Source organism: Ensifer sp. ENS11 (assembly GCF_014851895.1).
GTDB classification, from domain to species: domain Bacteria; phylum Pseudomonadota; class Alphaproteobacteria; order Rhizobiales; family Rhizobiaceae; genus Ensifer; species Ensifer canadensis.
This window is the reverse complement of the sequence record NZ_JACVAN010000022.1, coordinates 22502-36494: the sequence shown is the minus strand read 5'-3', so window position 1 is coordinate 36494 and position 13993 is coordinate 22502. Positions and strand designations below refer to the sequence as shown.

The 13993-nt window shown below is 60.0% G+C and carries 12 protein-coding genes; 6 read left to right on the top strand and 6 right to left on the bottom strand.

Translation table 11 applies throughout. The annotated features are described in order from the left end of the window. Window position 1: 1 nt before the first annotated feature. Window positions 2-1621, bottom strand: a complete 1620-nt coding sequence (locus tag IB264_RS28345) for a benzoate-CoA ligase family protein (protein ID WP_192434456.1) — start codon at window positions 1619-1621, stop codon at window positions 2-4. Window positions 1622-1947: 326 nt separating this feature from the next. Here IB264_RS28345 and IB264_RS28340 point away from each other — a divergent pair, with 326 nt between their 5' ends. Continuing rightward, complete coding sequence (locus IB264_RS28340) at window positions 1948-2778, top strand: alpha/beta hydrolase (RefSeq protein WP_057204688.1); 831 nt, start codon at window positions 1948-1950, stop codon at window positions 2776-2778. 226 nt (window positions 2779-3004) lie between these two features. Here the strand turns inward: IB264_RS28340 and IB264_RS28335 are convergent, their stop codons facing one another. The 5 genes from IB264_RS28335 to IB264_RS28315 form a co-directional block, all read right to left on the bottom strand. Next, on the bottom strand, window positions 3005-3919 hold the full coding sequence (locus IB264_RS28335; protein WP_057204686.1) for a sugar phosphate isomerase/epimerase: 915 nt from the start codon (window positions 3917-3919) through the stop codon (window positions 3005-3007). Window positions 3920-3945: 26 nt separating this feature from the next. Continuing rightward, on the bottom strand, window positions 3946-5067 hold the full coding sequence (locus IB264_RS28330; RefSeq protein ID WP_057204684.1) for a sn-glycerol-3-phosphate import ATP-binding protein UgpC: 1122 nt from the start codon (window positions 5065-5067) through the stop codon (window positions 3946-3948). A gap of 41 nt (window positions 5068-5108) precedes the next feature. Further along, window positions 5109-5996 (bottom strand): ABC transporter permease subunit, encoded by an 888-nt coding sequence (locus IB264_RS28325; protein WP_025429097.1) that lies wholly within the window; start codon window positions 5994-5996, stop codon window positions 5109-5111. A 7-nt stretch (window positions 5997-6003) separates the two neighbouring features. Further along, window positions 6004-6894, bottom strand: a complete 891-nt coding sequence (locus IB264_RS28320) for a carbohydrate ABC transporter permease (protein WP_057204681.1) — start codon at window positions 6892-6894, stop codon at window positions 6004-6006. Window positions 6895-6968: 74 nt separating this feature from the next. Beyond that, a complete protein-coding gene (locus IB264_RS28315) occupies window positions 6969-8312 on the bottom strand; it encodes an extracellular solute-binding protein (RefSeq protein ID WP_192434454.1) in 1344 nt (447 codons plus the stop codon). Window positions 8313-9071: 759 nt separating this feature from the next. Here IB264_RS28315 and IB264_RS28310 point away from each other — a divergent pair. The 5 genes from IB264_RS28310 (at window position 9072) to IB264_RS28290 (ending at window position 13964) form a co-directional block, all read left to right on the top strand. Further along, a complete protein-coding gene (locus IB264_RS28310) occupies window positions 9072-10244 on the top strand; it encodes an ABC transporter substrate-binding protein (protein WP_192434452.1) in 1173 nt (390 codons plus the stop codon). A 391-nt stretch (window positions 10245-10635) separates the two neighbouring features. Beyond that, a complete protein-coding gene (locus IB264_RS28305; protein ID WP_084815279.1) occupies window positions 10636-11502 on the top strand; it encodes a branched-chain amino acid ABC transporter permease in 867 nt (288 codons plus the stop codon). Beyond that, the gene (locus tag IB264_RS28300; RefSeq protein ID WP_192434450.1) at window positions 11499-12503 is read left to right on the top strand and encodes a branched-chain amino acid ABC transporter permease; all 1005 of its coding nucleotides are present in this window, start codon (window positions 11499-11501) and stop codon (window positions 12501-12503) included. Before IB264_RS28305 ends, IB264_RS28300 begins: the two co-directional genes overlap by 4 nt. Next, the gene (locus IB264_RS28295; RefSeq protein WP_192434447.1) at window positions 12503-13267 is read left to right on the top strand and encodes an ABC transporter ATP-binding protein; all 765 of its coding nucleotides are present in this window, start codon (window positions 12503-12505) and stop codon (window positions 13265-13267) included. Before IB264_RS28300 ends, IB264_RS28295 begins: the two co-directional genes overlap by 1 nt. Then, window positions 13248-13964 (top strand): ABC transporter ATP-binding protein, encoded by a 717-nt coding sequence (locus IB264_RS28290; RefSeq protein ID WP_192434445.1) that lies wholly within the window; start codon window positions 13248-13250, stop codon window positions 13962-13964. The genes IB264_RS28295 and IB264_RS28290 overlap by 20 nt, the downstream gene beginning before the upstream one ends. The last annotated feature ends 29 nt before the right edge of the window (window positions 13965-13993 follow it).

Sequence of the window (13993 nt, the reverse complement as noted above, 5' to 3'; positions counted from 1 at the left end):
TTCAGTTCTCCAACCGCAATCGGAACCGCTGGATCTTGCCCGTGGCTGTCTTCGGCAGGCTGTCCAGGAATTTTACCGACCGTGGATATTTGTAGGGCGCGATCGTCGCCTTCACGTGATCCTGCAAGCGCTTGATCGTCGCCTCGTCTGCCGACACGCCGGCCGACAGCACGACATAGGCCTCGACGATCTCGCCGCGCTCGGCGTCGGGTGCACCGACGACGGCACACTCAACGACTTCCGGATGCGAGATCAAGGCCGCTTCGACTTCTGGGCCGGCGATATTGTAGCCCGCGGTTATGATCATGTCGTCGGATCGGGCGGCGAAATGGAAGAAGTCCTCCTCATCCTGATAGAAGGCGTCACCCGTGAGATTCCAGCCATCGCGGACATAGTCACGCTGGCGCGGATCGGCCATGTAGCGGCAGCCGGTCGGGCCGCGCACTGCAAGCTTGCCGATCGTGCCGCGAGGAACTTCCTGCATCTCGTCGTTGACGATCCGTGCTTCGTAGCCGCCGACGGGCTTCCCGGTCGAGGCGGCCTTGCGGTCCTCGAACCGGTTGGAAATGAAGATGTGCAGCATCTCTGTCGCGCCGATCCCGTCGAGGATCGGCTTGCCAGTCTTGTTCGTCCATTCCTCGAAGACGGGGCCCGGCAGTGTCTCGCCGGCCGAAATTGCAACCCGCAGTGATGAAAGGTCCGCGCCGTTGTCCATCGCCTTCATCATCGCCCGATAGGCGGTAGGGGCGGTGAACGAGATCGTTGCTTTGTATTTCTCGATAATCTCCACCATGTTCGCGGGCGTCGCGTGCTCAAGAAGCGTTGCTGCCGCCCCGAAGCGTAAGGGAAAGATCGCAAGGCCACCGAGGCCGAAGGTGAATGCAAGTGGAGGCGAGCCGACAAAGATATCGTCGGGTGTGACCCCTATGACTTCACTGGCGTAGCCGTCTGCGATCATCATCAGATCGCGATGGAAGTGCATGGTTGCCTTCGGGATCCCGGTCGTGCCCGAGGTGAAACCGAGAAGCGCCACGTCGTCCCGACCGGTGTGCACCGCCTCGAAGAGGACGGATTTGTCGAGTGCAATCCGGTCAAGTTCAGCGTCGTGGTTTGCAGTCCCGTCGAAGCTGACGACCTGTTTCAGGTAGCGGCTATCCTTGGCGCAGGCGACCATCTCGTCCATCAGACGTGTGTCACAGAGCGCCAGGCTGATCTCGGCCTTGTCGATGATCTTAGTCAGCTCTCCGGCTCTGAGCATCGGCATCGTATTGACGACGACGGCGCCGGCCTTGGTGGCTGCCAACCAACAGGCGACCATGGCGGGGTTGTTGGCCGAGCGTATGAGCACGCGATTGCCGGGCCTGACGCCGTAATTCTCGACAAGCGCATGGGCCAGCCTGTTCGTCCAGTCGGAAAGTTCCTTGTACGTTCGCCGACGACCGTTGCCGATCAGGGCGGTGTGGTCGCCAAAGCCCTTGGCGACCATGGCGTCGGTCAGTTCGACGGCGGCGTTAAGGTGGTCCGGATAGTTGAAGCCTTCGAGAAGGAAGTCTGGCCATTCTTCCGGCGGAGGCAGATGGTCACGGGTAAACGTATCGACGTGTGAAGTCGGTCCAAGCATGTGGCGGCTAATCCCCTGTTCCGTTCCTGCCTGTTGCTCAGGCATTTTTAAAGCCGGCTATAATTCTTGCGTTCGTGCGGAGCTCGGCCGTGCAAACCGGTTGCGGGCGTCGCCGGATCGTTGCCGATGAAGCGCGTCGTCGCTGAGACGACTCCAATGATGGTGATAGGCACAGCGAGACCTCCACTTCTCGGCTGAACATGGGGCAGCATCGCACCGCTCAAAAACTATTTCAAGCCTAAAGTTTTTTTTGGATGATGGCATTGTGTTTACCGGTCTGGCAGGCGATTGCTACGCCTGAGGAGAAAACTAGGAGGATTAAATCGATGCTGGAACGCCGCATTACCGATTGGGACGACGCCTATGCGAATGGCTCGAATATCGCTCGTGGCGACCTATGGCCGGAAGCCTGGGTCAAGCCAGCCGAAGCCTTTCGCAGTGCCCTTCGGGCAGCGGGGCGTGCAAAACTCGACCTCCGCTATGGCGAGCGGACGAGAAACCGCATGGACCTGTTTTTCCCTGATGGCTCAGCCAAGGGCCTTGTCGTCTTCGTGCATGGTGGATACTGGCTGCAACTCGATAAGAGCTTTTGGTCGCATTTGGCCGCCGGCGCTGTTGCCAGCGGCTACGCCGTCGCCATCCCCTCGTACACGCTTTGCCCCGAAATTCGCATCGCTGGGATCGTCGAAGAGGTAGCTGCGGCCATCGGCGAGGCCTCGAAGCTGGTCGATGGGCCGCTGAATTTGACCGGGCATTCGGCCGGAGGGCATCTCGTCAGCCGGATGATCACGACGACCGCGCCGCTGGCGCCGCATGTACAGCAGCGGATTCGAAACGTCGTCTCGATCTCGGGCGTTCATGACCTGCGTCCGATCATGGCAACCACGATGAACGAGAGGCTTGCGATCGACGAGAGCGAGGCGCTTTCGGAAAGCCCGGCTCTGCTGCGCCCCATGGCAAATGCCCGCATCACCTGCTGGGTCGGGGGCGGCGAACGGGCCGAGTTCTTGCGCCAGAGCGCTCTGCTGGCCAATATCTGGACCGGACTGGGTGCAACAACGGCCGCGACCGCGGAACCGGACAAACATCATTTCAACGTTATCGACGGCCTCGCCGACGTCGGACACGCCCTCACGCGGGTGCTGCTTTCGGAGTGAGCGGAGCAGTATCGCTTTCTGATCACTGCCAAGTCAGAAACTGCGCCCCGGAAAGCGCCGGCGTGCCGGATTGAGTTCCGCCGTGCGTCGGTCTGTATCGGTTCGTAATAGCGATCAAACGGGCCGTCTGACGAACGCGCTTCTAGGGATGGTGCAGTTGTCCCGCCGCACATGTGCGGCCGGACAACCAATCAACATGGATGGTAACGCGCTATCCGGAACTTCGTCAGGCAGCTGATCGAAGGCCCACCACGGTAGCCAAACGCCTTGCCCGTTCCAGGCTCGCAGGTTGCTGATCGGCAAAACGCTCGGCGTTTATTTCCATGATTAATGCCGTGTCTGGAAGGAAGATCAGTTCGGCGAAGATGTCATCCCAAGGAATATCGCCCCAACCAATTGGCAGATGCAAATCTCCGATGCCTAGTGCCGTCGCCTCAGCTGGATGATAGAAGCGGTTCATGGAGTAGGGCAGCCCAAAACTGTCGTGAACATGCAGGTGGCCTGCCACCGGTGCCATTGCCCGCAATTGCTCGCGAAAATCCAGCCCGCGATGCGTGGCCTCGATGTAGGCATGCGAGAAGTCGATAAGCGCAACGACGTTGTCGGAGCCGATCGAACGGACTGTTTCGGCGACCTGGCTCGGTGTTTGCCGATACTGTCCCGTTTCCGTCGTGAAAATGTTTTCAAGCGCGATGCGTACCCCATATCCTTTTGCGATATCCGACATCTCTGCGAGTGCGTCGCGTTCCATCTTGTCGAGATCAGCGGCGCTCTCTCCGGCGGCAAGCTGCGCCGCGCCGGAGTGATGGACAAGGATTCCCGCGCCGAGCCGATCGCACAGCTCGAGCATCGCTCTCACGACCTTCTTCTGCAAATCGTGATGCTGGCGATCCATGAAGTTGGATACGATCTGACCGTGCAGCGAAAGCTTCTTGAAACGGTACTTGCGCGTGATGTCGGCGACGCGCTGGAGCCGATCCTCGATGAGGCGACCTCGGCTGATGATCTCCTCGCCATAGATCCCGATCTCGCAGGCATCCGCGCCCGTATCGGCGATTTCGCGCAAAGAAGCGTCAAGGCTCGACAGATCTCCCTTGCCCGTCCGGTTGCAAAAGCCAATAGCGGATATGAACTCGTTCATTTCCATCTCCTTCGATGTTGCGATGATCAGACTGCTTCGAGCACCTGCCGCGCATTGCGGCCACTGCGAGGCTCGACTTCAAGCTCGATACGCCGACCAGTCTCTCGGTCGAACAAATGCAAATGTGCAAGCGGCAGTTCCAGCGCGATCCGGTCGCCAGGCCTTACGTACGTCTCTTCATCGACACAGGCTGCAAAGGGCTGGCCATCCAATTCCGAGTGGATGACGCGGCCAGCTCCGAGCTCTTCTACAAAGTCCACTTTCATCGAGATGCCTCTTGCCCCAGTGGCAACAACACACTGTTCCGGACGAATGCCCACGGTCACACGTCTTTCACCCAAGCGTGTGGCAAGAGCCCTGTCGATCGGCATCTTCGTGCCGCTGAACGCAAGGCAGGCGTCATCGACGTTGATGTGAGCGTCAAACAGGTTCATCGCCGGCGAACCGATGAAGGAGGCGACGAAAATGCTTGCTGGGCGGTGGTAGATGTCAAGCGGCTGGCCCACCTGTTCGACGACGCCCTTGTTCATGACGACCAGCTTGTCTGCGAGAGTCATCGCTTCTACCTGATCATGCGTGACGAAAACGGACGTTGCCGACAGGCGCTGATGGAGCTTGCGGATCTCGGCGCGCATGGTGACACGAAGCTTGGCATCGAGATTCGACAACGGTTCGTCGAAAAGGAATACGTTCGGTTCGCGGATGATCGCGCGCGCCATGGCAACCCGTTGCCGCTGGCCACCGGAGAGGGCCGCGGGTTTGCGATCGAGATAGTCGGCGAGCCCGACGATCTTGGCTGTCTCCTCGATGCGGCGAAGGCGCTCTGCCTTTGGTACGCCAGCGACTTTCAGGGCATAGCCGATGTTTCCCGCGACCGTCATGTGCGGATAGAGGGCGTAATTCTGAAACACCATGGCGCAACCGCGTTCGCGCGGTTCAAGCCTGTTAACGACCCGTCCGTTGATGGCGATCTCACCCGCGGTGATTTCCTCCAGTCCCGCGATCATCCTGAGAAGTGTGGATTTGCCACAGCCTGATGGGCCGAGGATCACCACGAATTCTCCCGACGCAAAAACAAGGTCGATGCCATGCAAGGTGGGGGTCTTGCCGTAAGATTTACGCACGGCGCGAATTGCGATGTCAGCCATGAACGAGGACCTCTTTTATTCTGCAGATGGGGGAAGCGGTTTCATTTTTCGGTGGCCACCAGGCCCCGTACGAACCAGCGCTGCAAGACGGCAACGACGACCAATGGGGGCAGCATGATGATCAGCGATCCGGCGAGCGTCACATTCCAATCCGGCGTGCCGTTGTCGGCCGGCAGGAGTGCGACCAGCGACATCATCGTGGTCTTATAGGCAGGGTCCGTCACCATCAGGAGCGGCCAGAGATACTGGTTCCAGCCGTAGACGAACATGATCGTGGTCAGAGCGAGCATGTTGGTGCGCGAGAGCGGCAAGAGCATATCGATAAAAAAACGGACCGGGCCCGACCCGTCCATTCGCGCGGCCTCGGCTAGTTCATCGGGCAGAGTTAGGTAGAATTGGCGGTAAAGGAATGTTCCGGTGGCCGTTGCGATTAGCGGCAGCGTGAGACCGGCGTAGGAGTTGAGAAGGTTCCAGTCGAGGGACACCTCGAAACCAGTCGCAGCGGAGATGAGAAGCCGTACGGGCTGAAACAAATCGGCAGCGACTGCGTAGGTGGGCACGACACGCACCTCAAGCGGCAGCATCAACGTGATGAACACCATCCAGAAAAAGAAGCCCTTCAGCGGGGTTCGGAAGAATACGATGGCAAAGGCAGTCAACGCTGACAGTGCGACCTTCCCGACAGTCACGAGGCTGGCCATCACGAAGCTGTTCAACATCGCCGTCCCGAGGTTCGCCCGCGTCCAGGCGGCGCTCATATTCTCAAACAGGCGATCCTGCGGCAGGAAACTGAAGGGTATGGCGTTGACCTGCTGAAACGTTTGGCTCGCGCCCGACACGATGACGATGAAGGGACCTATCAGCAGGAGGAAGCCGAAGATCATCACGCCATAGGTGAGGGCGTTTGCGAAAGGGGTCCGCTGAATCATGACTGCCTCACTTGTAATGGACCTGGCGCTCGATGAAGCGGAACTGGATAAAGGTGAAGATCATGATGAGGCCGATGAGCACGAGGCTCTGGGCCGACGCGCCGGAGTAGTTCAGTCCACGGAACGCCTCCTCGACGATGCGGAAGACCATCACATCCGTGCCGTGGTTCGGGCCGCCATCCGTCGTACGCGCGACGATGCCGTAAGTGTCCGCACCGACGAAACCTTCGGTCATCATGATCACGAGCAGGAAGAAAAGCGTGGGCGCAAGCATCGGTATCTGGATGTCGAGCGCGCGGCGTATCGGGCCGCAGCCGTCCATCGCTGCAGCCTCGATGAGCGACCGCGGGACAGACTGCAGACCTGCGAGAAGGAAGATGAAAGTGTAGCCCGCCCATTTCCAGGCAAACACGACGATGACGAGAATAAGGGCATGGCTGCCATACTTGGCTGGGTTCCAGAAGTCCGGAAAGGCGGCGTTGACCGATGCCATCAGCCCGCGCTCTGGCGACAGGATGAAACGGAAGGCCATGCCGGCAGCAGGTCCCGCAATCGCGTAAGGCAGGATGTAGAGGAACCTGAAGGGCGCGGAACCCGGTAGCTGGCGGTCAACCGCCAGGGCAAGAACAAGGCCGATAAAGATCGTAGCCAAGGTGCCACAAAGGGCGAACGCCAGGCTGACCCCAACGGAATTCCAGTAGAGCGGGTCGGCGAACACTTCCTTGAAATTGGCAAGTCCGACGAATTCCGCAGTTCCACCGAAGGGCGGTTCGAGCGTGAATGCCCAGCGCAACACCGCGACCGCCGGCCAGTAGAAAAAGAACAGGATCAGGATGATCTGTGGCAGGGCGAATAGGCTGGGCAGCCACCAGCTACGAAAGGCCGCGCGCTTGTCCATGTGTGCAAATTCCGTGCGTAAGAACAGGTATGGGAGCCTGCCATCGCTCAGGCAGGCTCCCGACGGATCAGATTTTAGTTCAGCGTCTGACCGGCGTAGGTTTTCTCGAAGCGACGCAGCACTGCGTTGCCACGTTCGACCGTCTTGTCGAGCTCGGCCTGCACGTCTGCATTCTGCATGAAGATCGCTTCGAGGGCCGTTGCGAATTCCTTGCGGATCTGAGTGAAGCCGCCCAGGCGAATGCCACGGGTATTTTCCGACGTCGGCGTGAACGAGAGGCTCTGGATGGCAAATTCACGCCCCTTGTAGGGCGCCTTGTCGTAGAAGCCGTTGGACTTCATCGCGTCGAAACCGGTCTTCGTTACCGGAATGTATCCCGTCACCGTCGACCACCACTCGGCCATTTCCGGTGTCGCGATGTAGTTGAGGAATGCTGCTGCACCCTTGTATTCCGCTTCCGGACGGCCAGCCAGCACCCAAAGGGATGCGCCGCCGACCAGCGAATTCTGACGCTCTGTGCCTTTCCATACCGGCAACATGGCGACATCCCACTTCACGCCCTCGGGAAGGGACTTGCCGATGGTGCCATGGTCGGCGATCGAGGTCTGTATCATCTGGCAGGTCTGGGACGTGAAGGCAGGGACGGTATCCATGCCAAGCTGCTTGGTCTTGACGACGAAGAGCTTCTCGTCTGCCATTTTCTTGAAGAACTTCACGTGATCGACGAACTTGGTCTTGTTGACGACGAGTTCGGCATCCAGCCCCTGGTAACCATTCGCCTTGGTGGCGATCGGCTGGTTATGAATGGCCGAAAACTGCTCCATGAGCGGCCATGTGTCGAAGTTGAAAGCGAGCGGGCATTCGAAGCCGGCGGCCTTCAGCTTGCGGGCCGCTTCCTCGACCTGTTCCCAGGTGTCGGGCTTGAAGTCCACGCCGGCCTTCTGGAACGCATCGACGTTGTAATAGAACATTGCAGTCGAGGAATTGAAGGGGAAGGAATTCAGTTCGCCCCCAGCGGTCGCATAATAGTTGGCGATGCCGCCGAAATAATTGTTCCAATCGATCGTATAGCCGTTGTCGGCCATCAGCTTCTTGGCCGGCACGAACGCGCCGGACAGCATCATGTCCAGGGTGCCGGCATCGTAGATCTGCGTGATCGCGGGCTGTTTTTTGGCGCGGTATGCCGCAATAGTGTTTTGCAGGGTCGTGTCGTATCCGTTTTGCGTGGTGCAGACGATTTCGAATTCGGGCTGGCTATCGTTGAACTTCTTGCACGCTTCCTGAACCCGCTCTCCAAGATCACCCGAAAGACCGTACCAGAATTCGAATTTCGTCGTTTCAGCTGCTGCTGGTGAAGGGCCAAACGCGGCGGTTGCCATCAGGCTGATAAGTGCGAACGTGGTGGCGGAGTCTCTCATTGCAAAACGCTCCTTGCAGAATGGGGGTCACCAAAATCGGCGACACGAATGAGCCGGAGCGCTTGCTAACAGTTGAGTGTGACATTCCCTGCCAAATCGAATGATGAAACGATGAAAGTTCGATTACGGTATTATGAACGGCCGAGCGCGCATTGGCGTTAGGCTTCTTCCCAGGTGGTCGGAACGACTGCCGCCAAACCAAAGTTTGTGCGAACGAATGAAGTGTTCAATTTTTTTGATTGAACCGATCTGCGAACACGAACCAGTTGATCGCTGCGCCAGATGGTGCGCTATCGACCATCGCTCTCCTCGTGGATGGAAGTCACTGCTGCTATCGCAGGATCGCGTAGAAGCTGCGCTCGCTTCGCCGCAGCACGAATTTCCTGCGTGAATTCATGCGTGGAAGTGCGCTCCCTGAGAAGTACTCCGCACCGAAGATCTCGAATTCAAAGGTTGGTCACGCGGCGAGATTCTGCCGGTGCCGGGAGGAATCGGTACGCACCTTGGGTTAAGCGCTAAATCTCTGTCTTCGCCGGGCAGCGCTTTGTTCAACACGCTTTGGACCCAGGTCTCCGGTGCTAGTGCCATAGTTAAACGCTCACCGAAAACCAAGACAAAACATAACTGTTGAATTATGATTTCCACCCCATATTTCATTTTTGCATCACCGTTTCGCATGGCAAACTGACAGACATCAAAATCGAATTGCTTTGCGATGACGGCCCGCAGCGGGAGTGGACGGTGCCACAGGGAGGAAATATGAAACGGACAATTCTGGCCGCGCTCGCGGCCTTGGTCATGGGCGGTGCAGCCTATGCGGACACGATCAAGATCGGCGTCGTTGGACCCTTTTCCGGTCCCTTCGCGCTGCAGGGCAAGAACTTCAAGGCTGGCATCGACGCCTATATGGCGTTGAACGGCAGCAAGGTCGGCGACGATGATATCGAGATCATCTATCGCGACGTGCCGCAGGCCGATCCGGCGCAATCGAAGGCGCTTGCCCAGGAGCTGGTCGTCAAGGAAGGCGTGCAGTATCTGGCCGGCTTCTACTTCACTCCCGATGCAATGGCCGTCACGCCGCTTCTGGAACAGGCCAACGTGCCGCTGGTGATCATGAACGCGGCGACGTCGGCGATCGTGACCAAAAGCCCGCTGGTGGTGCGTACCTCGTTTACCACCTGGCAGACCTCGACGCCGATCGCCAAGGTGGCGAAGGATGCGGGCGTCTCCAAGGTCATCTCGGTGGTCAGCGACTACGGCCCGGGCGTCGATGCTGAACATGCCTTCAAGGCCGGTTTTGAGGCGGCCGGTGGACAGGTCGTCGAAGCCATTCGCATGCCGCTTGCCACCAACGACTTCTCGCCGATCATGCAGCGCATCAAGGACTCTGGTGCCGAAGGCGTCTTCGCCTTCCTGCCGTCGGGCCCGACCACGCTTGGTTTCGTCAAAGCCTATAACGAAAACGGCCTGAAGAGCGGCGGCATCAAGTTCTTTGCTCCAGGCGATCTGACGCAGGAATCCGATCTGCCGGCGCTTGGCGAAGCAGCGCTCGGCATCCAGACGACGTTCCACTACGCCGTCTCGCACGACAGTCCGGAAAACAAGACTTTTGTCGAAGCGGCCGCAAAGGCCATCGGCAATCCGGCCGAACTCTCCTTCCCCTCGGTCGGCGCCTATGATGGCATGCATGTGATCTACAAGATGATCGAGGCGACCGGCGGCGAGCAGGACGCGCAGAAGGCCGTCGATGCAGTCAAGGGTCTTTCCTGGACGAGCCCGAGGGGCCCGGTTTCCATCGATCCGGAATCGCGCCACATCACGCAGAACATCTACCTGCGCGAAGTAACCAAGGCTGATGACGGCACCTACTACAACAAGGAAGTTCAGACCTTCGAGAAGCAGGGCGATCCCGGTCTGGCGGCGCTGAAATAGGCTTTTGGGCAATTTGGGTTCCCGTTGAGCCCCGCCCACATTGGCCGCAAAACACCGGCGTCCGGCGAATAGAGCGATCCGGGCGCCCCAAAGCATTTCCAGGAAAAGTGCGAAGCGGTTTTCCGTGAAGGGAATGCAAAAGATAGGGATGCACTTCCAGGAAAAGTGCGAAGCGGTTTTCCGTAAAGGGAATGCATAAGATAGGGACGCATTTCCAGGAAAGGCGCGGTGCGTTTTTCCATCCGGGAATACCTGAAATGGAAAGATGGAGCGTTTCGGTGCCTCCGTTGAAGGCGGAAACGAACCACGCGCGTGCGGCTGTTTGCCGGGGATGGGTTCGTCTCGTCCGCCCCTCAGCCGTCAGTGATAACGAAAGGCATCGGATAGCCCCATGCAAACAGTCTTCAGCATCGCGATCGATGCCCTTGCTTATGGCATGGTGCTCTTCGTCATCTCCATCGGGCTTTCCGTCACCATGGGGCTGATGCGCGTCGTCAACCTTGCGCATGGCGCATTTGCCATGATCGGCGGATACATCGCCTCCTATGCGGCGCGCGACCTCGGCCTTGCCTATGGATTTGCCATCGTGCTTGCCGTGTTCGGCACGATCCTGATCGCCATCCCGATCGAGCGTCTGCTTTATCGTCGCATCTATGGGGCGCCGGAACTGACCCAGGTGCTGATGACGATCGGCATCACCTTCTGCATCATCGGCATCGCCAACTATGTCTTCGGGCCGACGCTGAAGACCGTGCCGCTGCCGGGGCAACTGCAGGGCTCTGTCGATCTCGGTTTCCGCGCGATCGCCACGCATCGGCTCTTTGCGATCCTTTGCGGCCTCGCCGTAGCCATCGCCCTCTGGTACGCGATTGAAAGGACGGCGTTCGGCGTCAAGCTGCGGGCCTCGGTCGACAATGCCGCCATGGCCGCTGCACTCGGCGTGCGCACCGAGATCGTCTATGCCGTGAGTTTCGCGGTTGCCGTTGGCCTTGCCGCCTTCGGTGGAGTGGTCGGTGCCGAACTTCTGCCGGTCGAACCCTATTATGCGCTGCGCTACATGGTGACCTTCCTGGTCGTCGTGTCGGTCGGCGGTGCGGGCTCGATCCCCGGCGCGCTTGTCGCCTGCCTGCTGCTCGGCGGCATCGACACGACCGGCCGCTACCTGATGCCCGAGTTCGGCGAATTCTTCTTCTATCTGGCCGTCATCGCAATCATCTGCGTCTTCCCGCGCGGACTTGCCGGGAGAGCCAAGGGATGACCATGACCACCACCAACGACCTGATTGCACGGACAGCGGGCAAGCGCCGCTTCGGCGGCGGCGACCTGATCGGTCTCGGCGTCATTCTGGCGCTCGCTATTGTCGGCTACTTCCTGTTTCCCAACAATCTGGCGCTGCTGACGCGCATCATCGCCATCGCGCTGTTGGTGCTCTCGCTTGACCTCGTCACCGGCTATTGCGGGGTGGCGACGCTCGGACACGCGGCGCTGTTCGGCGCCGGTGCCTATGCCGCGGGAATTGTCTCGGCGCATTACGGCATCAACGATCCCTTCGCGATGCTCGCCTTCGGCATTGCCGCCGGCGCCGTTGCCGGCCTCATCTGCGGAGCGGTGATCCTGCGTGCACACGGTCTTCCGCAACTGGTGCTGTCGATCGCCCTCATCCACCTCTTCCATGAGTTCGCCAACAAGGCGTCGTCCTGGACCGGCGGCAGTGATGGCCTGTCCGGCATCGCGCCGAGCGCTTTGCTCGGTCTTTACGAGTTTGACCTGTGGGGACGCACGGCTTACGTCTTCGGCGTCGTGCTGCTGGTGCTTGTCTTCGCCGTCCTGCGGCTGATCGTGCGCTCGCCCTTCGGCATGCTGTGTCGCGCCATCAAGGAAGACCCGATCCGCATCCGCTCCATGGGGGCTTCGCCGAAGGGCGCGCTGATGAAGATGTATGTCATCGCCGGGGCCGTGGCCGGTGTCGGCGGCGCGCTCAACGCCATCTCGACGCAGGTGGTCGGTCTCGACAGCCTGTCCTTCACCATGTCGGCCGAAAGCCTGGTGATGCTCGTTCTCGGTGGAACTGGTTCGCTGTTCGGCGCGCTCACGGGCACCATTGTCTTCATGTTCTTCGAAGACGTCGTTTCCGCCGCCAATCCGTTCCACTGGCTGACGATGGTCGGTGCCCTGCTGATCGCCGTCGTCCTCTTCGCGCCGAAGGGGCTCTACGGAACGGCAGCCGCCTTCGTTGCCCGCCGCCGGGAGGCAAAGTGATGCAGCCCATTTTTGAAGTTCGCAACCTCAAGCGTGCCTTTGGCGGCCTGGCAGTGACCAATGACGTAAGTCTCAGTATGGCGCCGGGCGACCGCGTGGCGCTGATCGGCCCGAACGGCGCCGGCAAGACGACGTTCGTCAATCTGGTCACGGGCAACCTTGTTCCTGATTCTGGCGAGGTTCGCCTCGGCGGCGAGACGGTCACCCGTATCGATGCCATCGGCCGGGTGAGGAGAGGGCTGGTGCGCTCCTTCCAGGTCACGCGCCTGTTTCTCGACATGACGCCGGCCGAGCATGTTGCGCTCGCCGTTTTACAGCGCGACGGCCGCTCCGGTCGTCTGTTCGGCAATTTTCTCTTGATGCCTGATGTGATGGATGAAGTCGGGCAACTGCTTGGCAAGCTCGGGCTTCGCGAACTGATGCATCGCAAGGTCAGTGAGATCGCCTATGGCCAGCAGCGCCTGCTTGAAATCGCCGTGGCGCTTGCCTTGAAGCCGAAGGTTCTTCTGCTCGACGAGCCGGCAGCCGGCGTGCCGCAGAGCGACACCGGTCGCATCGAGCAGGCGCTCGCCGATCTACCGGCGGATCTCGCCGTGCTGATGATCGAGCATGACATGGATCTGGTCTTCCGCTTTGCCAAGCGCGTCGTTGTCCTCGCGGCTGGCGCCATTATCTTTGACGGTTTGCCGTCTGATGTCACCCAGGATCCGCGGGTGCGAGAAGCCTATCTGGGGAGCTATGCCAATGCCAGCCACGCCGCTTGAGGTGGAAAACCTGTCCGCCGGTTATGGGCCGACGCGGGTGCTCGAAGGTATTTCGTTCTCGGTTCCAGCGGGCGCGCGCCTGGCCGTTCTCGGCCGCAACGGCATGGGCAAGACCACGCTGCTGGCGACGCTTGCCGGCCAGACGAAACGCTATGACGGTCGTATTCGCATAGGCGATGCTGATGTGACATCCCTGCCAAGCGCTTCACGCGCTCGCAAGGGCCTGGGCTTCGTGCCACAGGCGCGCTGCGTGTTTCCGACCCTGACCGTCGAGGAAAACCTGTTCGTCGGTCTCAAGGACCGGCCGAAGACTGCACTGCAGGAGGCTTACGACATGTTTCCGCGGCTTCACGAGCGGCGGCGCAACCTCGGCAGCCAGCTTTCCGGCGGCGAGCAGCAGATGCTTTCGACGGCGCGCTCGATCCTCGGTCGTCCGTCGATCCTGCTGCTGGATGAGCCGCTCGAGGGGCTTGCCCCGGTGATCTGCGAGGAACTGATGAAGGCCTTTGCCGAGCTCGCCAAGACCGGCGACATGACCATCGTGCTGGTCGAACAGCGCATCCAGAGCGCGCTCGATTTTGCCGATCAGGTCATCGTGCTGGAGCGCGGACGCGTTGCCTGGGCCGGCACGCCGCAGGCGCTTTCAAGCGACCACGACGCGGTCGAGCGGCTGCTCGGCGTTGGCGGGCTTCATTGAACCGGTAGTCCCCACGCCGCCGATCGTGT